A 19,190-nucleotide genomic window follows, 5' to 3' on the forward strand; every position below is an offset into this window, starting at 1 on the left:
ATGAGAAAACAATGAGGGTTGAATGAAGAGCCAAGCACAAAAAAGCCCGCTGCCTCATTAGGCAGCGGGCTTTTTTGTGTAGGGTGGACTCTGCGAGTCCGTGCCTGGCGGGTGTCGTTCGAACAGGCGCGGACTCGCAGAGTCCACCCTACAATTAGTGCACCGCTACCGGCTCCACGTAGCCCTTTTCACCGGGCAGCGGCACGTACTTGGTGTGCTCCGAGCGGTAAAAGCGCTCGAACACCAGCGGGAACACGAAGAGCGTGAGAATGGTACCCGTTATCAGTCCGCCGATGACCACGATGGCCAGCGGCTTGGACGTTTCTGAGCCAATGCCCGTCGAGATGGCGGCCGGCATCAGGCCGATGGTGGCCATGAGGGCCGTCATCACCACCGGGCGCACCCGCGAAATCACGCCTTCATTGATGCTGTGGTCAAGCGTGTGCTTTTTCACCAGATTTTGTTTGAAAACGGAGATAAGAATCACGCCGTTCTGAATACAGATACCGAACAGGGCGATAAAGCCGATGCCGGCCGAAATCGAGAAGTTGGTGTGCGTGAGTAGCAGCGCCGCAATGCCGCCGATGATGGCAAACGGCACATTAAGCAGCACCAGCCCGGCATCTTTCAGGTTGCTGAACAGGACGAATAGGATGAAGAAGATGAGGCCCAGCGAAATGGGCACTACCTGCGTGAGGCGCTGCTGGGCGCGGCGCTGGTTCTCAAAGTCGCCGGTCCATTTCTGCTCGTAGCCGGCGGGCAGCTTCACGTGGCGGTTCACTTTTTCCTGCGCTTCCTTGATGGTCGAGCCCATGTCGCGGCCGCGGATGGAGAACTTGACAGCGGCGAAGCGGCGGTTGTCGTCGCGATAAATCAGGCTCGGGCCCGTCACGGAGCCGATGTTGGCGATTTCGGAGAGCGGAATGGTTTTGCCCGATTGGGTGGGCACCATCAAGGCCGCGATTTCGGCCGGCGTCTGGCGGAACTGGGGCTCGTAGCGCACGCGGATGGGAAATTTACGCTCGCCCTCGTACAACTGCGTGGCTTCCTTGCCGCCCACGGCCATTTCCAGTACCGAGTTGGCGTCCGATTTATTCACGCCGTAGCTGGCCATGCGGCGCTCGTCGAGGTCAACGTGGAACTCCGGCTGGCCAATGTTGCGCAACACTCCCAAGTCGTCGATGCCTTTCACCGTTTTTAGCACCTCATAAACTTCGCGAGCCTTAGCTTCCAGCGTGGCCAGGTCGGTGCCGTAAATCTTCACGGCAATCGAGCCTTTCACGCCCGAGGCGGCTTCCTCCACGTTGTCGGTAATGGGCTGCGAGAAGTTGAAGTCTACGCCGGTAAACTTGTCGAGCTTGGCTTTCATGCGCGCCACCAAATCCTCGCGGTAGGCTTTGGATTTCATCTTCTTTTCCACCTCCGACGTGTGCTTGAGCTGCACCAGAAACTCGTTGTTGTAGAAGCCCGTGGGGTCGGTGCCGTCGTTGGGGCGGCCGGTCTGGCTCACCACGTCGCTCACTTCGGGGAAGCTCAGGAAGTCGCGCCGCATCTGGTTACACAGCTCGTTACTCGACTGCAGGCTGATGCTAAGCGGCAATTGGGCGCGCACGTAAATTGAGCCCTCGTTCAGCTCCGGCAGGAACTCCGAGCCCAGGAAGGAGAACGAATACAAACCCACCGCCGTCACCGCGAAGGCGATGACCAGGCTGGCCGTTTTGCGGGCGTAGGTGAAGACGAAGAAGCGCGCGGCACCCCGGTTTACGGCCCGCACGAAGAAGTTTTCCTTCTCCTTCACGTCCTTTTTCAGCAGGATGCTCACCAGCACCGGCACCAGGGTGAGCGTGAAAATCAGCGCGCCCAGCAGGGCAAAGCCCAGCGTCCAGGCCAATGGGCTGAACACCTTACCTTCCACTTTCTCGAAGGAGAAAATCGGCAGCAAGGCCGTAATAATAATGGCTTTGGCGAAGAAGATGGACTTGCCCATGTCGCGGCCCGACTTCTTAATCAGACCTAGCTTGGAAAGTTTGTTAAACCGCTCCATGCCCACTTGGTGGGCCTTGTGGTCAAGGGCTACGAACAGCCCTTCCACCATCACCACGGCCCCGTCGATGATGATGCCGAAGTCGATGGCGCCCATGCTCAGCAGGTTGGCGCTCATGCCGCGCAACCGCAGGCAGATGAAGGCAAACAGCAGCGCCAGCGGGATAATCACCGACACAATCACCGTCGTGCGCCAGTCGGCCATGAACAGGAACACGATGAGCGTGACCAGCACAATGCCTTCCATCAGGTTGTGAATCACCGTTTCCGTGGAGAAATCGATGAGCTGCTGCCGGTCGTAGAAGGTTTTCATCTTCACGTCGGGCGGCAGGATTTTCGAGTTCAGCTCGGCCACCTTATCGTGCAGGCGGGCAATGACTTCCGACGGGTTTTCGCCCTTGCGCATCACCACGATGCCTTCCAGCTTGTCGTCCTCCAGGCCGCGGCCCACCTGGCCCAGGCGCGGCAGGGCGCTTTCGGTCACTTTCGCCACATCGCGCACCAGAATCGGCACCCCGTTCACGTTCTTAATCACCGTGTTGGTGATGTCCGAGATGTTGTTCAGCAGGCCGATGCCGCGCACCACGTAGTTCTGCTGGCCCTCGTTTATCACGTCGCCGCCCACGTTGATGTTAGAGCGCTGCACGGCGCTATAGAGGTCGAGCGGCGTGAGGCCGAAATCCTGCAGCTTGCCGGGGTTCACTGAAATTTCGTAGTCCTTCACCTCGCCGCCGAAGCTGTTCACGTCGGCCACGCCGGGCACGGCCTTCAGGTTGCGCTCAATCACCCAGTCCTGCAGAGTTTTGAGCTCGCGCACGGTCTTGGTTTTACTCTCCAGCGTATAGCGGTAGATTTCGCCGGTCGGGCCGTACGGAGGCTGCACGTCAGGGGTAATGCCATCAGGCAAATCCACCTCCCGCAGCAGGTTGTTCACCTGCGGGCGGGCGAAGGCGTCGTCCACGCCGTCGTCGAAAATTACCTTCACCACCGACAGGCCAAACAGCGTGGTGCTGCGCACCGAGGCCTTTTTCTGCACCGGGTTCAGGGCAATTTCGATGGGCACGGTCACGAATTTCTCCATCTCCTCGGCCGAGCGGCCGGGCCACTGCGTGATGATGGTGATTTCGGTGTTGGTCACGTCCGGAAACGCCTCGATGGGCGTGTTCCGGTAGCTCACCACGCCCATCACAATCACCACCAAGGTCATGAGGAAGATGAAGCCTTTATTCTTAAGCGAAAAGGCGATGATGCTTTGAATGAACTTATTCATTTTCAGTTTCTAGCAATGAGGAAACGATGAAGATGGCGCCGACTTTAACGGCAACAGTGACCCCGAACACGGCCAAAAAGCTCGTGTTCAGCGTCACTGTTAGTTGAAAAAAGCTTAATCGTTCAGCTCGTCGTACACCAGCAGCTGGTCCTTGGCAATCACCACGTCGCCGGGCTTCAGGCCGGAGCTCACGTAGCTGTAGTCGCCCACCGTTTTGCTGATGGTCACGGGGCGGGTTTCCACGTGGGTGCGGTCCTTGTACACCATCACGAAGTTGCGGTCCTTGTCAAACACGACCGATTTGGCGGGCACGGCCAGGGCCTTCGCCCCTTCCGTGTTCTCGACGCGCACCTGGGCGTACATCTCGGGTTTGAGCAGGTAGCCGGGGTTTTCGAGGCGCACGCGCACCTTCATCACCTTGCTGTCGGGGTCGAGCACGTTGAACACCTTGTCAATCTTGCCCCGGAAATGCTTGTCTGGGTAGCTCAGCGTGGTCACGTCGGCCGAGTAGCCTTCCTTCACTTTCGAAATGTCCGACTCGAACACGTTGGCCATAATCCATACATCGTCGAGGTTGCTCACCGTGAACAGGTTGCCCACGTTGTCGTTGTTGAACTGCTCGTGGTCGGTGGCATTCTTCTCCGTGATGAAGCCCGAAATTGGGGCCCGCAGCTCGTACATGCCATCCTTGCCGATGCCGTACACGCTGAGCTGCTTCACGTTCTTGCCCACGGTGCCGCGGGCTTTGGTCACTTCGGCGCGGGCCAGCACCACGTCGCGCTCCGAGTTCAGGCCGGCCTTGAACATGTCCTCGGCCACGGCCAGGTTCTTGCGGGCAATATCCAGGTCGGAACTGGCGGCGGTGGTCTGGTTTTGGACGTCGGCAATCTCGCCCGACTTGATGACGGCCAGCACCTGGCCCTTGGTCACCTTGTCGCCGAGCTGCACTTTCAGCTGCTCCACCACGCCGCCCACCAGCGGGTACACCTTCACGGTTTTGTCGCCGTCGGTGGCAATTTCGCCGGTCAGCACCAGCTCGTCCTGCACCGGGCGCAGGCGCACGGTATCCAGCACAATTTGCTGCATCATGGTGTCGGAAAGGCGGAAGCCTTCCTTCTTCTCTTCTTTGACTTCGGTTTTGGAGCAGCTAACCAAGGTTACGGCGGTGAGCAATGCCAGAAAGGTGCGGTTCATGGGGTGTGGTAATGGCTTGGGTAGAACGTCGGGCTGAGCCGGCCGCAGCATCTGGCTCGCGCAACTAATCCAATCGATTGATTTATTCCTTCATGCGAGAGGCTGCGGCCAGCTCAGCCCGACGTTCTTTTCGGGTTCAGTTATTGGTCGGCGCGGAACACCGGCTTGCCCACGGCGAAATTCAGCTGCTCGAAAGCCCGCACGCGGTTGGCCCGCAGGGTGTTGAGCTGCACGAGGTTGTTTTTGTAGGACTCAAAGAAGTCGATGTATTCCACCACCGACAGAATGCGCTTGGCGTAGCTCTGCTCGATGCCCACCATGAGCCGGGTAAACGGCGCCGTGTCGCGGTCGGTGTTCTGAAATAGCTCGTCGTTGCGAGCCGCCAGCTCGTAGGCTTGGTGCACTTCGCTCTGCACAATGAGCTGCTGCTGGTCGACGAGCAGCTTGCTGCCGGCAATCTGAGCCTTGGCCGCCTGGATGTTGCCCTGGTTGCGGTTGAAGAGCGGCACCGCAATGCCCAGCGTGAGGGCTTGGTAGTTATTGATGTAGGAACCGGCCTTGTCGTAGGTGTAGCCCACGGCCAGGTCGGGCCTGGCCAGCTTCTGCTGCAGGCGGAGGTTCAGGTTTTGCTGCTCCAGGGTGGCCCGGCGGGCGTTGAGGTCGGTGCGGCGCACGAGGGCCGTGTCCACCAGTTGTTGCTCCGAGTAGCCGTTCAGGCTCAGGTCGCGGGTGCGGCGGATGTCCACCACGGGCACGTATTGGGCCCCCGTGGCGTCGTGCAGCAGCACGTGCAGGTCGGTTTGGTCGGTGGCCACGTCGTTGAGCAGGTTTTGGCGCTCGCTCTGCAGCGTGAAGAGGAAGGCCCGCAGGCGAATCACCTCTTTCAGCGCAATGTTGCCTTTCTCGAACTGCGTTTGGTAGAGGCCCACGGTGCGCGTCAGCGAGTTGATTTCCGTGGCGTACGCCTTCAGCGTCTGCTGCTTGAAAAAGACGTCGTAGTAGGTGGTGCGTAGCTGGTAGCGCAGGTTGCGCAGCAGGTCCTGCAGGTTGTACTGCTCCACCACCGCGCCCTGCCGAGCGGCTTGCCCGGCAGCCTTGCGGCGCCCGGCCAGCGAAAACAGCTGCTGCACCGTCACCACGGCTTCGCTGCCCGCCGTGCCTTCTGGCACCGTGGGCCGGCTGATGCGGCGGCGCAGCACGTCCTGCTCCACGTAAATGGTCGGGTTGTCGATGAGGCGCGCCTGCACGGCCTGGGCCTGGGCCACCGTCACGTTGTACTGTTGGGCCAGCACGGCCAGGTTGTTTTGGAAGAACCGCTGCTCGGCTTCGGGCAGCGTGAGGCGAACGGTATCGGCGGGGGCCGCGGGGGCGGCGAGGGCTGGCGCCGGCCCGGCCAGGGCCCAGGCCCCCAAAAGCGCCATTAGACTTACACGAAACATATCCAATGTTGATTACTCAACAAAGGTGACCGGGGGCGCATGAGGATAAAATGAATCCTCCGGCTAGGCCGTCAACAGCCGCTCAGCCTCGGCGAAAGGCCCGATTTACCAAGCGAAAATGCCCATCGTGCCCAGCCGAAGCAGCGCCACTGGCACAGCCGGCTTCAGCACCGGCAAAGCATCGGCGCCCCAGTAAGTCGCAGCGGCCACACCGCACACAGCATCCCAGAAGTAGGCGGCGCCCGTCACGGCGCCCACCAAAGCCAGCAACGACTGGCCAACCCGCACGTGCAGTTTTCGCAAACCTCCCTCCTGCTGCAGTGTCCCCATCAGGCCTGAACCAGCAGCGCGCTTGTCGCCGAGGGGCTCCAGCATGGCACGCACGGCGGGAGGAGTGGCAGCGAGCAACTCCGTCACGGGTTCTTTGAGGCTCGCAAGGCTCACGGCCAATTCGGCCGCCGTGGCGTGCTGCGCCGCAATTTGCTGGCCGAGGGTGGCCGCCGCCACCGCTCCTACCAGTTTAAGCAGCGCCTCCGCCGCAGCCGGCCGCACGCCCGCGTGCGCGGTGAGATGACCGGCCACCTGCGTCGCCTCGGCACCAAATAGCGCAAACAGCAGCACTTCTGCCTGCCGCAGGGCACCGCCCGCTGCCGGGCCGCTGCCTAGCATGCCGAGGGCACAGGTCACGGGGTTGGCGCAGACGGGAGCTTTGTGCAGGGCTTGCAGGCTCAGGGTGTGCACCTGCAGGGCCGCGCCCGACTGTGCCCGCCTGACAATTGCACCCAGCACCAGCGGCACGGCGGCGTCGAGCACTTTTCGGATTCGGCTTTCCCCTTCGCCCAGCCGCGCGGCCAGATGCCCGGTCAGTTCCGGGGAAAAAGTACTTTTTACGGTAGTAGGTAAAGTCTTCATGCGGGTAGAGTAAGAAGGTGATTTTCCTATGGGCAGATTTTTGGGCGTGGGTGCTAACAAAGGTGCTTACCACATTTTCTCTACCGAGGGGCTTGCCGATAAACCGTACTTTTTACCCGCTAAACCTGGCCCAGCTCCCGCCGAACGCAGAAGCATGGTTACTACCGCTATGTAGCGTAGTTACTATACCATTCGGTAATAAACCGCTGGATTGTTGCATAAGCTACCACATCGAGGTATTAGAATACACGGTGCTAGCGCGGCTCAGGTTGGTGCCTCGTTCCGAATGTGCTGCGCAGGCCGTTAATCATCTTCGTAATCCAGACCCAGGCACTGGTTCAAAGCTTGCAGCAATTCGCTGGCGGCGTGCTGCTGGCCGGCTTTTTTGGCCGTGGCCAGGCCGGTGCGGTAAACCTTTTCGGCTTCGTCTTTCTTACCAAACTGCTCCAGGAGCTTGCCGGCGTGGTAATACGTGCCCACGTAATCGGGATGCTCCGTGAGCAGCTTTTCGTAAAACTCCCAGGCCCGCTCCGGCTCCTGGGCCCGGTATTCGGTGGCGATGGCGTAAATGGTGAAGGCGTCGGTCGGGTCGTCTTCGTAGAAAGCCAGCAGCTGCTGCAAACGGGTGGCCGGGGTGTTCATAGGGCGCAAGTTTTGTTTACCTTTGGGGCGAAATTGCGGCTTTTCCCCGCACTTGCCCTGACAAAGATGGGCTTCCGGAAACGGTAAGCTCTCATAGGTTGTTATGCATGCAGCCTTTTTTTCGCTTTTTCGCCCACTCAAGCCCCGTTTAGATGAAGTTTCTGGTTTGCATTTCCAACGTGCCCGACACGACCACCAAAATCACCTTCACTCCTGATAACAAGGAGTTTAACAAGGCCGGGGTGCAGTTCGTGATTAACCCCTGGGACGAATACGCCCTCACCCGCGCCATTGAGCTGAAAGAAGCCGCCGGCAGCGGCACCGTCACGGTGCTGAACGTGGGCCAGGCCGACACCGAGCCCAACATCCGCAAGGCCCTGGCCATTGGCGCCGACGACGCCATCCGCGTCGACGCTGCTCCCACCGACGCCTACTTTGTGGCCGAGCAGATTGCCGCCATCGCCAAGGAAGGTGCCTACGACGTGATTTTGATGGGCAAGGAAAGCATCGATTACAACGGCTTCCAGGTGCACGGCATGGTGGGCGAGATGCTGGGCATCCCCACGGTGGCCCCGGCCATGAAGCTGGACCTGAGCGGCAACACCGCCACGCTGGAGCGCGAAATTGAGGGCGGCAAGGAGATTGTGACCGTCAACACGCCCTTCGTGGCGTCGTGCCAGCAGCCCATGTGCGAGCCCCGCATTCCCAACATGCGCGGCATCATGACGGCCCGCACCAAGCCCCTAAAAGTGGTGCCCGCCGTGGGCGAGCCCGCCCGCACCACCGTGGCCGAGTACGCGCTGCCGCCCAAGAAGCAGGGCGTGAAGCTCATCGACGCCGAAAACGCCGGCGAGCTCATCAAACTGCTCCGCAACGAAGCAAAGGTTATTTAATTCGTCTGTCATGCTGACGAAGGAAGCATCTTATCACGGCGGCCTTTGTCTACTTTAACTAACCCAACGGCGCAAGCGTGATAAGGTCCTTCGCTGCGCTCAGGATGACAAAAAACATAAAACCATGTCTGTATTAGTTGTAGTTGAATGCGCCGACGGCGAAGTAAAGAAGTCGTCGCTGGAAGTGGCCTCGTACGGCGCGCAAGTGGCCGCACAGCTGGGCACCACCGCCACGGCCATCGCCGTGGGCGAAGCCAATGAGGCCAACCTGGCCAAGCTGGGCGAGCAGGGCATCTCGAAAGTGCTCTACGACGCCGAGCCGCGCCTGAAAGACTTCGTGAACAACGCCTACACCAAGCTCATCGCCACGGCGGCCGAGCAGGAACAGGCCAAAATCATTGTGCTGGCCAACAGCAACATTGGCGCCGCCGTGGGCTCGCGCCTGTCGGTGCGCCTGAAGGCCAGCCTGGCCACCAACGTGGTGGAGCTGCCCAAAATCAGCGGCGACCAGTTCACGGTGAAGCGCGGCGCGTTTTCGGGCAAGGCGTTTTCGGACGTGGTGCTCAGCGGCGACCGCAAAATCATTGCCGTGAAGAAAAACTCGACCGAGGCCCAGCACGAGGCTGGCAAGACGGCCGAAGTAACCAGCTTCTCGGCCCAGCTGAGCGACGCCGACTTTGCCGACGCCCCCAAGCAGGTCATCATGCAGGACCAGGCCGGCGGCGTGCTGCTGCCCGAGGCCGAGCGCGTGGTATCGGGCGGCCGCGGCATGAAAGGCCCCGAAAACTGGGGCCTGATTGAGGACTTGGCCAAGGCCCTGGGCGCGGCCACGGCCTGCTCCAAGCCGGTGAGCGACGTGGACTGGCGCCCCCACCACGAGCACGTGGGCCAAACGGGCATCACCGTGTCGCCGAACCTCTACATTGCCTGCGGCATTTCGGGCGCCATCCAGCACCTGGCCGGCGTGAACAGCAGCAAGGTCATCGTGGTTATCAACAAAGACCCCGAAGCCCCCTTCTTCAAAGCGGCGGATTACGGCATTGTGGGCGACGTGTTCGACGTATTGCCCAAACTGACGGCGGCCGTTAAAGCGCTGAATTAATTTCGCTTGCAAAGGAATGGGGGCTTAGGCAGCTGGTTTTCGCAAGAATGCCGGGGCTTAAGCCCCCAATCTTTTTTCGGTAATCCCGTATTACCGGGCAGGATTTGGCGGCAGATGCCGGGACTTTTCTTTATTTGCACGTACATCCTGCCCACCGGCCGCGGCCGGGCCCTGCCCATCCTTCCCAAGCCACCCAAGACACACAGTACCCATTCCCTTGAAAAAAATCCAGCTTGAAATTCTGGGCCTGTCGTCCAGCCAGTCGCAGTCTGGCTCCTTCGCGCTGATTCTGGGCGAGAAGGGCGGCAACCGCCGCCTGCCCATCATCATCGGCATGTTCGAGGCCCAGAGCATTGCCATCCAAATCGAAAAAATCAGCCCCAACCGCCCGCTCACGCACGACTTGTTCAAGTCCTTTGCCGAGCACGTGCACGTGGTGATTCTGGAAGTGGTGATTTCCGATTTGAAGGAAGGCGTGTTCTATTCGCGCATCGTGTGCTCCGACGGCGCCACCACGTTCGACATCGACGCCCGGCCCTCCGATGCCATTGCCATCGGCCTGCGCTTCGGCGTGCCCATCTACACCGTGGAAAGCGTGCTGAGCGAGGCCGGCATCATTCTTTCTGACCTCGACGAGGCCGAAAGCGAGGTGGAGGAAGACGAGGACGAAGACGACGAGGACGACGATTCGGACGCCCCGCGGCCCAGCCGGGCCCAGCCCGAGCCGCGCGAGCCCAGCGGCCAGGTGTCGTTGGACGAACTGACCAAAATGCTGGCCCAGGCGCTTGAAAAAGAAGATTATGAAAAAGCGGCCAAAATCCGCGACGAACTCAACAAGCGCAACGGCTAAGTCTTAAGCCGTCGATTTTATCACAAGTAAAAGCGCCGCCTCACCCAGAGGCGGCGCTTTTGCTTTCTTTGCCAACATGAATGCATCCGAAGACTCTCTGAAGTACCCCGTTGGGCGGCCGCAGCTACCCAACGGCCCCCTGACCGCCGCCGAGCGCACGGCCCTTATTCAGCAAATTGCCGACCTGCCGGCCCAGCTCACGGCGGCCGCCAAGGCCGTGGGCGGCGTGGGCCTGGAGCGCCCCTACCGCCCCGGCGGTTGGAATGGCCGTCAGGTGATACACCACGTAGCCGACTCGCACCTGAACGCCTACGTGCGGTTCCGGCTGGCGCTGACCGAGGACAATCCCACCATTAAACCTTACGAGGAAGCGGCCTGGGCCGAACTACCAGACGTGGCGGCCACGCCCATCACCGTGTCGCTCACCTTGCTGGAGGCGCTGCATTCGCGGTTTGTGACGCTGCTGCACCACCTCACCGAAGAGCAATGGCAACGCACTTTTTACCACCCCGGCAACCAACGCACTTTGACGCTTGACCAGACGCTGGCGCTCTATGCCTGGCACGGCCGGCACCACCTGGGGCACTTGCAGTTGCTGCAGGCATAGGCTAATAAAACACTACCCCGAAGCAGAGCTTCGGGGTAGTGTTTTGCTTAATGCTAGATTCCGCCGCCGGCTTCGCTTTCTTCGGTGAAAGCGGCCATGCCACCTTCGGTTTCTTCGTCGATGCGTTTGGCGGCGCGCACCAAGCTACTGCTGAAGATGAACTCTTTGAGCTCGGGCACGGTGGCGTTGAGGATTTCGTCCTTGGTGCCGTCCCAGAGCTTTTTGCCCTGGTGCAGGAAGATGATGTGCTCGCCGATTTCAATCACCGAGTTCATGTCGTGGGTCACGATGACGGTGGTGATGTTGTATTCGTGCGTGATTTCGTGAATCAGCTCGTCAATCTTGATGCTGGTGGCGGGGTCGAGGCCGGAGTTGGGCTCGTCGCAAAACAGGTAGGTACACTGCGGCGCGATGGCGCGGGCAATGCCCACGCGCTTTTTCATGCCGCCCGAAATCTCGGCGGGCATCTTGTTGCCGGCGTTTTCGAGGCCCACGCGCTTGAGGCAGAACTCGACCCGCTCGCGGCGCTCTTCGGGGCTCATTTCGGGCGTCAGCATCTGCAGCGGGAATTCCACGTTCTGGGCCACGGTCATGGAGTCGAACAGGGCCGAGCCCTGGAACAGCATCCCGATTTTGCGCCGGATTTCCTGCCGGATGTCAATCTTGCTGTTGGTGTACACGGTGCCGTCGAAAGTGATGGAGCCGATGTCGGGCTTCATCAGGCCCACGATGCACTGCAGGAGCACGCTTTTGCCGGTGCCCGAGCCGCCGAGCAGCAGGTTGCACTTGCCCGATTCGAACACGCACGAAATGCCTTTCAGCACAGGCGTGCCGTTGAAGGACTTTTCGATATTGGATACTTCAATCATGATAGTTGTCAGTTGTTGGTTGTCAGTTGGCAGTTCGTGCTGGTTGCGCATTGCCAATGCTGACAACTGACAACCAGCAACTGACAACCAATCAGAGCAGCAGGGCCGCCAGGGCGAAGTCGGCAATCAGGATGGCGATGATGGAGTTGGTGACGGCGCCGGTGCTGGCCGCGCCCACTTCGAGGGCGCCGCCGGTGGTGTAATAGCCCTTAAACGACGAGATGCCCGACACGAGGAAGGCAAACACCACGGCCTTGATGAGGGCAAACAGGATGTTGTAGGGAATGAAATCGGTGCGAATGCCTTCCACGTAATCCTGGGCCGTCATCACGCCGGTGAGCGTGCCGGCCAGGTAGCCGCCCAGAATGGACAGCAGCATGGCCATGATGACCAGCAGCGGAAACATGAGGACGGCCGCCAGAATGCGCGGCAGCACCAAGTACGAAGTCGAATTGATGCCCATTACCTCCAGGGCCGAAATCTGCTCGGTGATGCGCATGGTGCCCAGGCCGCCGGCGATGCTGGAACCTACCTTGCCGGCCAGCACGATGCTGGTGATGGTGGGCGCGAGTTCCAGAATGGTCATTTCGCGCACCATGTAGCCGATGGTGGACTGCGGAATGAGCGGGTTGGTGAGGTTGTAGGCAATTTGGACGCAGGTAACGGCGCCGATGAAGGCCGACACGATGGAAACGATGACCACAGAATCGACCCCGATGAGGATGGCTTCGTCGATGGTGCGATTCCAGAGGACGCGGAACCGCTCGGTGCGCGTGACCATGCCGCGCAGAAAGAGGACGAACGAGCCGAAAGTTGTTAGCATGAGGTGGGGTGAGAATTAAAACCGAAGTTTGGGGCCCGGTGTTGCGGAGCAAGACGTATGAAGCGCCGCGGGACTTTACGTAAAATCAGGAGAAGAAAGTGGAAGCAACCGAAAAATTAATTGTCGTGACCGGCGGCAGCAAAGGTATTGGCCGCGCCGTCGTGTCGCGCTTTCTGCGGGCCGGGTATCCGGTGGCCACCTGCGCGCGCTCGGCCGACGACTTAGCGGCCCTCACCGCCGAGCTAACCGCCGCTATTCCCGGCGCCACCTTGCACACCTTTCCCGCCGACCTCAGCCTCGCCGCCGACTGCGCGCGCTTTGCCGCGTTTGTACTGGGCCTGGGCCTGCCCGTGGAGGTGCTGGTGAACAATGCCGGGGCCTTCGTGCCCGGCCGCCTGCAGGACGAGCCCGCCGACGGCTCGCAGCTGCGCCAGATGCTGGCCGTGAACCTGCTCAGCGCCTACGACGTGACCCTGCCCCTGCTGCCGGGTTTCGTTGCCCAGGGCCGGGGGCACATTTTCACCATCTGTTCCACGGCCAGCATCACGGCCTACCCCAACGGCGGCTCCTACGGCATCGCCAAGCACGCCCTGCTGGGCTTCACCAAAAACCTGCGCGAAGAGCTCAAGCCCAGCGGCGTGCGCGTCACGGCCGTGCTGCCCGGCCCCACCCTCACGGCCAGCTGGGCCGGCGTAGACCTGCCCGCCGAGCGGTTCGTGCAGTCCGAAGACGTGGCCGAGGCCGTGTTTGGCACGTACTCGCTCTCGCCCCACGCCGTGGTGGAGGAATTGCTGATTCGGCCGCAGCTGGGTGATTTGTAAGCTCAAGCGTCGGGCGCCGCTGGCTTGGGCTTCCGCATCCACCGCTCGTACACAAAGAGCAACGCCATGGCCCAAAACAGCGCTTCGGCTAGGCCGGCCAGCGGCCGTATCATGGGCGGATAAACTGCCAGAAACGCCAGCGAGGCGCAGGCAGCACCTACCCAGGCAAGCTTGAGGTGGTCGAGCAGGCAGCGCTGCGGCTTGACCCGGTACCACCAGGCGTAGCTGCCCGCCACCAAGGCAACTCCGGCCAGCAGAATTTCATCGCCCGATGTCCAGTGCTCAATTTTGAATAGGGCGCCTATGGCCGTCAGCCCAATGCCAGCAGCCAAAGCCATTATCACCGGCCAGCGGCTTTCGCGCCACATGGCACTGCTAAACGCCATCAGAACCAGCAGCCCGAATTTTATCACCGGGTAAGCCTGGTCCAGGCCCGAAGTAAATTGAAAATTTTGCAGTTGCATGCGGGGCTATACTGAAGCATTTGGGCGAATTATTCCGCCTTTTTCCCGCCCCGACCCGTTACGCGGATGTCGGTGAAGGTGGGCGCGCCGCTGTAGTAGAGGGTGCCGTTGCCGGCCACGGTACCGCCAATGGCGTCGGTGGCGCGCACCCGGGCGTCGCCGTCGCTGTCGCGCGTCATCGTGAAGTAGCAGCGCCGGGCAGTCAGGCCCTGGGCAAACAGCCGGCCGGAGCCACCCAGCGTGAAGTTCATTTCGGTGGTCGTGCCGCGCACGGTGATGTCGCCTAGCTCGTACTGGTCTAGGAACAGCTGCTTGGCCCGCACCGTGAGGTCGTAGTCGCCGGCCCCGATGAGGTGGAAGAAAACGGTGTCTTGCACGAATTCGCCCACGGTGCTGCCGTTGCCCTGGCCGCGCATAAACACGTTGGTGATGCGCGGCAGGTGCAGCGTGACTTCGCGGGGCGAGTCGTAGCTGCGGGTCCAGTTGCAGGTGCTGGTGTTGTTGATTTCGAGGGAATTGCCTTTGCGCGTGAGCACGATTTCGCTAATCAGGTTTTCGCCGGCGCGCACTTCGGCGTAGGTTTTGGCGTCCTGCACCAGGCGCAGGTCCACGTTGTCGAAAACCGTGACGGTGGCCAAGCCCGCATCCACGGCCCGCTGCTGCGTGACGATGGTGCCCGTGCTCTTGAGGCAGTCGGGCCCCGAGTTGCAGGTGCTCAGCCCCACGGCCAGCCCCACGGCCACCGCGCTGCGGACGGCGGCACGCATTCCCTCAAACCACCCCAGGCCGCTAACTTGCGGCCGCAAACTCGTATAGCGCATTTGCATCCTTACTTTTCCCAAAGATAAATGGACCTCACCGGCAAAGTCGCCATCGTTACCGGCGCAAGCAAAGGAATAGGCCGCGCCACCGTGGAGGCCTTGCTGGCGCACGGGGCCGCCGTGGCCGGCTGGGCGCGCACGGCCCCCGCCGGGCTGGTGCACGACCGGTTTCAGTTTTTTGCCTGCGATGTGCAGGACGAGCACTCCGTGGCCGAAGCTTTCACCAACACGCAGCGCGAACTGGGGCCCGACATCCACATCCTGGTAAACAACGCCGGTCTGGGCATCATGGGCGCAGTCGACGGTTTCAAAACGGAGGACTGGAAAACCATGTTCGACACCAACGTGCTGGGCACGTTCCTGTGCACCCGCGCCGTGCTGCCGCAGATGAAGCGGCAGCACCAGGGCCACATCGTGAACGTGGCCTCGCTGGCCGCCACGGCGGGCACGGCCGGCATGAGCGGCTACTGCGCCACCAAATATGCCGTGCGCGGCTTTTCGGACGCCCTGTTTAAAGAGGTGCGTCCGGCCGGCATCCGCGTCACGTGCGTGATGCCGGGTTCGGTGGAAACCAACTTCAACGGCAACGAGCCCGGCGCCGAGCCCAGCCCTTACAAGATGCAGCCCGAAGCCATTGCCGACGCCATTGTGCATGCCATCGAGGCACCGGACACGACGATGATATCGGAAATCCAGCTGCGGCCGGCGAATGTGAAGTAAAAGAACGTCATGCTGAGCGCAGCCGAAGCATCTCGCGTGTGGTAGTAATTCAATTGATAAAACGTCATTAATTAGTAACAGCACGCGAGATGCTTCGGCTACGCTCAGCATGACGTTCTATTTGATAATCAAAACCAATCAATGGTAGAAATTGAGCACCTGACCAAAACCTACGGCGCCCAAAACGCCGTGGACAACATCAGCTTCACGGCGGGCAAGGGTGAGATTGTGGGTTTCCTCGGGCCAAACGGCGCGGGCAAAAGCACGACCATGAAAATTGCCACCGGCTACCTCCCTCCCACCGCCGGCACCGTGCGCGTGGCCGGCCACGACGTGCTGACCGACAGCTTGGCCGTGCGGCGCCACGTGGGCTACCTGCCCGAGCACAACCCGCTGTACCTCGACATGTACGTGCACGAGTACCTCGAATTCATCGGCTCGGTGCACGGCCTCGGTGGCAAAAACCTGCGCACCCGCGTGGGTGAACTGGTGCGCCGCGTGGGGTTGAGCCGCGAGCAGAACAAGCAGATTGGGGCGCTCAGCAAGGGCTACCGGCAGCGCGTGGGCCTGGCCCAGGCCCTCATCCACGACCCCGACGTGCTCATCCTCGACGAGCCCACCACCGGCCTCGACCCCAACCAGATTCTGGAAATCCGCCAGCTCATTCGGGAAGTGGGCGAGGACAAAACCGTCATTTTCAGCACCCACATCCTGCCCGAAGTCACGGCGCTATGCTCGCGCGTGCTCATCATCAGCCGGGGCAAGCTGGTGGCCGACAGCCCGGTGGCCGAACTAGCCGCCCGCGCCGCTGGCGAAACGGTGGTGCGCGCCGAATTCGAAGGCGCCGTGGATTCTGCCAAGCTGGCGCAGCTGCCGGGCGTGCGCCACGTGGAAGCCGCGCCGGGTGGCGTGGTGCTGCTACGCACCGCCCCGGGCGTGGACGTGCGCGCGGCCGTGTCGCGCCTGGCGGGCCAGGAAGGCTGGATACTGCTGGGGCTGCGGCAGGAGCACCAGAGCCTGGAAGAGGTGTTTGGGGAACTGACGAAGTAAGAACGAATAAATCATTTGTCATCCTGAGCGCAGCGAAGGACCTTCTGACAACTGAACAGCTTGCAGTAAATCATTAGATTCAGCCGACATCATTGAGGCGAGGCGGACGTGATAAGGTCCTTCGCTGCGCTCAGGATGACAAACGAGAATAAATGCTTACCATCCTTCAAAAAGAATTCAACGCCTTCCTGAACTCCCCCGTGGCCTACGTGGTGCTGGGGGTTTTCCTGATTGCGACAGGCCTGTTCGTTTGGGTATTTCCCGATAGCAGCGTGCTCGACTACGGTTACGCCGACCTGCAGACGCTGTTTAATCTGGCCCCGTGGATTTTCCTGTTTCTCATTCCGGCCATTACCATGCGCACCTTCGCCGAGGAGAAAAAGGCCGGCACCATTGAACTGCTCCTGACGCGCCCGCTCACCGATGGCCAGATTATCGGCGGCAAATACCTGGCTTGTTTGCTACTGGCGTTGCTGGCCCTGATTCCGACGCTGCTCTACTACTTCTCGGTGTACAAGCTGGGCAGCCCCGAGGGCAACATCGACTCGGCCGCCACGGTGGGCTCGTATCTGGGCCTGGCGCTGCTGGCAGCGGTGTTTGCGGCCATCGGCATCCTGGCTTCGGCCCTTACCCGCGACCAGATTATTGCGTTTCTGGTGGCGGTGGTGGGGTGCTTTCTGATTTACTCAGGCTTCGACTCGCTGGCTTCGGTGTTGGAGGGCAGCCCGGCTTATTACATCAGCCAGCTGGGCATTGCGGCCCACTACCGCGACCTGAGCAAGGGCCTGATTGACTCGCGCGACGTGGTGTATTTCTTCAGTGTGGTTGCGGTGGCGTTGCAGGCCACGCGGCTGGTGTTACGGAGCCGCAATTGGTAATGGAAAATACGTTGACTAATTCGCCGGCCACGGCCCCCGTTCCTGCTTCGCGCAAACAGCGCGACCTGTTGGCGTTTGCCGCCGTACTGGGCGGGCTGCTGTTGTTCAATTTCATTGCGCAGCGGTTCTTTTTTCGCGTCGACTTGACCGAGGAAAAGCGCTACACCATGTCCGACGCGACCAAGAAGCTGCTGCGCGACCTGAAGCAGCCGGTCACCATCACGGTCTACCTCACCGGCGATTTTCCGCCAGCTTTCCGCCGCCTGGAGCAGGGCGTGCGCGAAACGCTGAACGAGTTTCAGGTGTACGGCGGGGCCAATCTGAACTACATTTTCATCGACCCCAGCGCGGGCGGCACCGAGGCGGCGCGCAACGCCTTTTACACCACCCTCTTCAAAAAGGGACTGAAACCCACCAACCTCGGCGCCACCGAAAACGGTAAGCGCGTCGAGAAAATCATCTTTCCCTGGGCGGTGGTGAGCGTGGGCGGCAAAGACCGTAACGTGCTGTTGCTGCGCGGCAACCAGGCCGCCCCCGCCGACGTGCGCCTCAACCAAAGCATTGAAGGGCTGGAATATGAGCTGGCCAGTACCATCCGCACGCTGGTGCCGGCCCTGCGCAAGCGCATCGGTGTGGTGGAAGGCCACGGTGAACTCACCAACGCGCAGGCCGGCGACATCCTTGGCACCTGGCAGCAGCAGTACGACGTGTTTCGCGTGACGCTGAGCAAGGTGAAGGACCTCAGCGCGCTCGATGCTGTGGTAGTGGCCCAACCCAAAACGCCCTACACCGAGGACGAGAAGTTCAAGCTCGACCAGTTCATCACCAACGGCGGCCGGGCCCTGTTTTTCATCGATGCGCTACGGGTGGACCTCGACAGCGTGAGCCGCAACGGCGTAGCCCTGGCCACGCCTTACAATCTCAACCTCGACGACCTGTTCTTCAAGTACGGCCTGCGCCTGAACCAGAACCTGCTGCTCGACCTGAACAGCGGCCAGATTCCGCTGGTGACCGGCATGGACGGCAACAAGCCCAAAATCGAGCCCATGCCCTGGCAGCTCTACCCGCTCATCAACAAGTTCAGCCCCCACCCCATCACCCGCAACCTCGACGCGGTGTACCTGAAGTTCGTTGGCAACCTGGACACGGTGAAGGCCACCGGCATCCGCAAAACCGCCCTGATGACCACCTCGCGCTACACCCGCGTGCTGCCCGCCCCGGTGCCCATCAACTTCAACGACGCCCGCCTAGAGCCCAACCCCAAGCTCTACCAGAAGGGCTTTCAGCCGGTGGCGTATTTGCTCGAAGGCCAGTTCACCTCGCTCTTTGCCAACCGTGCACGGCCCGGCACCCTGCAATTCCAGCCCGAAAAGCCGGCCAACGCCAAGCCTAGCAAAATCCTAGTCGTGTCCGATGGCGACTTTATCCGCTCCGACATCGACCCCAAAACCGGCAACCCCTACCGCTTGGGCTTTGACCGCCTCGCCAACACCGAATTCGCCAACCGCGAGCTGGTCCTCAACGCCACTGACTACCTGCTCGACGAAACCGGCCTCATCGCCGTGCGCGGCAAGCAAATCACCCTGCGTCCGCTGGATAAAGTGAAATTAGCTGAGCAGCGCCGCAGCTGGCAGCTGCTGAACATTGGGGCGCCGCTGGCGCTGCTAGGCGTGTTTGGGGCCGTGCGGGCGTGGCGCCGCAAGCGTCGATATGCGGGGTTTAGCAATTGAGAGCGATTACGAGTTCATTTTTTCTTGTGTAAGAATCTCAATTTTAAACAATGGCTTTTCAC

At 60.9% G+C, this 19,190-nt stretch carries 18 protein-coding genes; 9 read left to right on the forward strand and 9 right to left on the reverse strand.

The window, feature by feature from the left end:
• Nucleotides 1–154: 154 nt before the first annotated feature.
• The 5 genes from JAO73_RS12760 to JAO73_RS12780 all read right to left on the reverse strand — a co-directional run bounded on the left by JAO73_RS12760 (nt 155) and on the right by JAO73_RS12780 (nt 7,500).
• Complete coding sequence (locus JAO73_RS12760; RefSeq protein ID WP_198977406.1) at nt 155–3,313, reverse strand: efflux RND transporter permease subunit; 3,159 nt, start codon at nt 3,311–3,313, stop codon at nt 155–157.
• Nucleotides 3,314–3,427: 114 nt separating this feature from the next.
• Nucleotides 3,428–4,507, reverse strand: coding sequence for an efflux RND transporter periplasmic adaptor subunit (locus JAO73_RS12765; RefSeq protein WP_198977407.1), 1,080 nt, complete (start codon nt 4,505–4,507; stop codon nt 3,428–3,430).
• Nucleotides 4,508–4,647: 140 nt separating this feature from the next.
• Entirely contained in the window at nt 4,648–5,928 is a 1,281-nt protein-coding gene (locus tag JAO73_RS12770; protein WP_198977408.1) for a TolC family protein, read from the reverse strand.
• 123 nt (nt 5,929–6,051) lie between these two features.
• A complete protein-coding gene (locus JAO73_RS12775; RefSeq protein WP_198977409.1) occupies nt 6,052–6,858 on the reverse strand; it encodes a DUF937 domain-containing protein in 807 nt (268 codons plus the stop codon).
• Nucleotides 6,859–7,161: 303 nt separating this feature from the next.
• Complete coding sequence (locus tag JAO73_RS12780; RefSeq protein ID WP_190922053.1) at nt 7,162–7,500, reverse strand: tetratricopeptide repeat protein; 339 nt, start codon at nt 7,498–7,500, stop codon at nt 7,162–7,164.
• A gap of 152 nt (nt 7,501–7,652) precedes the next feature.
• Here JAO73_RS12780 and JAO73_RS12785 point away from each other — a divergent pair, with 152 nt between their 5' ends.
• From JAO73_RS12785 to JAO73_RS12800, 4 genes are all read left to right on the forward strand, one after another.
• The gene (locus tag JAO73_RS12785) at nt 7,653–8,393 is read left to right on the forward strand and encodes an electron transfer flavoprotein subunit beta/FixA family protein (protein WP_190922052.1); all 741 of its coding nucleotides are present in this window, start codon (nt 7,653–7,655) and stop codon (nt 8,391–8,393) included.
• 124 nt (nt 8,394–8,517) lie between these two features.
• Nucleotides 8,518–9,495, forward strand: a complete 978-nt coding sequence (locus tag JAO73_RS12790; RefSeq protein ID WP_198977410.1) for an electron transfer flavoprotein subunit alpha/FixB family protein — start codon at nt 8,518–8,520, stop codon at nt 9,493–9,495.
• A 217-nt stretch (nt 9,496–9,712) separates the two neighbouring features.
• The gene (locus JAO73_RS12795; RefSeq protein ID WP_190922050.1) at nt 9,713–10,345 is read left to right on the forward strand and encodes a bifunctional nuclease family protein; all 633 of its coding nucleotides are present in this window, start codon (nt 9,713–9,715) and stop codon (nt 10,343–10,345) included.
• Between the two features lie 76 nt (nt 10,346–10,421).
• A complete protein-coding gene (locus tag JAO73_RS12800; protein ID WP_198977411.1) occupies nt 10,422–10,952 on the forward strand; it encodes a YfiT family bacillithiol transferase in 531 nt (176 codons plus the stop codon).
• 53 nt (nt 10,953–11,005) lie between these two features.
• Here the strand turns inward: JAO73_RS12800 and JAO73_RS12805 are convergent, their stop codons facing one another.
• Together JAO73_RS12805 and JAO73_RS12810 are read right to left on the reverse strand one after the other, a co-directional pair.
• Nucleotides 11,006–11,821 carry an ABC transporter ATP-binding protein gene (locus JAO73_RS12805; protein ID WP_190922048.1) on the reverse strand — a complete coding sequence of 272 codons (816 nt, stop codon included), beginning with the start codon at nt 11,819–11,821 and terminating at the stop codon, nt 11,006–11,008.
• A 91-nt stretch (nt 11,822–11,912) separates the two neighbouring features.
• Complete coding sequence (locus tag JAO73_RS12810; protein ID WP_190922047.1) at nt 11,913–12,644, reverse strand: MlaE family ABC transporter permease; 732 nt, start codon at nt 12,642–12,644, stop codon at nt 11,913–11,915.
• A 98-nt stretch (nt 12,645–12,742) separates the two neighbouring features.
• Between JAO73_RS12810 and JAO73_RS12815 the strand changes: the two genes are divergently transcribed.
• Nucleotides 12,743–13,465 carry an SDR family oxidoreductase gene (locus tag JAO73_RS12815; protein ID WP_198977412.1) on the forward strand — a complete coding sequence of 241 codons (723 nt, stop codon included), beginning with the start codon at nt 12,743–12,745 and terminating at the stop codon, nt 13,463–13,465.
• A 2-nt stretch (nt 13,466–13,467) separates the two neighbouring features.
• Here JAO73_RS12815 and JAO73_RS12820 read toward each other — a convergent pair whose 3' ends face one another.
• Entirely contained in the window at nt 13,468–13,929 is a 462-nt protein-coding gene (locus tag JAO73_RS12820) for a hypothetical protein (RefSeq protein WP_198977413.1), read from the reverse strand.
• 29 nt (nt 13,930–13,958) lie between these two features.
• Complete coding sequence (locus JAO73_RS12825; protein ID WP_198977414.1) at nt 13,959–14,696, reverse strand: GIN domain-containing protein; 738 nt, start codon at nt 14,694–14,696, stop codon at nt 13,959–13,961.
• A gap of 81 nt (nt 14,697–14,777) precedes the next feature.
• Between JAO73_RS12825 and JAO73_RS12830 the strand changes: the two genes are divergently transcribed.
• From JAO73_RS12830 to gldG, 4 genes are all read left to right on the forward strand, one after another.
• Complete coding sequence (locus JAO73_RS12830) at nt 14,778–15,470, forward strand: SDR family oxidoreductase (protein ID WP_198977415.1); 693 nt, start codon at nt 14,778–14,780, stop codon at nt 15,468–15,470.
• A 141-nt stretch (nt 15,471–15,611) separates the two neighbouring features.
• Complete coding sequence (gene gldA, locus JAO73_RS12835; RefSeq protein WP_198977416.1) at nt 15,612–16,520, forward strand: gliding motility-associated ABC transporter ATP-binding subunit GldA; 909 nt, start codon at nt 15,612–15,614, stop codon at nt 16,518–16,520.
• Nucleotides 16,521–16,672: 152 nt separating this feature from the next.
• On the forward strand, nt 16,673–17,398 hold the full coding sequence (gene gldF, locus JAO73_RS12840) for a gliding motility-associated ABC transporter permease subunit GldF (protein WP_198977417.1): 726 nt from the start codon (nt 16,673–16,675) through the stop codon (nt 17,396–17,398).
• Nucleotides 17,398–19,128, forward strand: a complete 1,731-nt coding sequence (gene gldG, locus JAO73_RS12845; protein WP_198977418.1) for a gliding motility-associated ABC transporter substrate-binding protein GldG — start codon at nt 17,398–17,400, stop codon at nt 19,126–19,128. Before gldF ends, gldG begins: the two co-directional genes overlap by 1 nt.
• The last annotated feature ends 62 nt before the right edge of the window (nt 19,129–19,190 follow it).

It is taken from the genome of Hymenobacter miniatus (assembly GCF_016427455.1).
GTDB classification, from domain to species: domain Bacteria; phylum Bacteroidota; class Bacteroidia; order Cytophagales; family Hymenobacteraceae; genus Hymenobacter; species Hymenobacter armeniacus.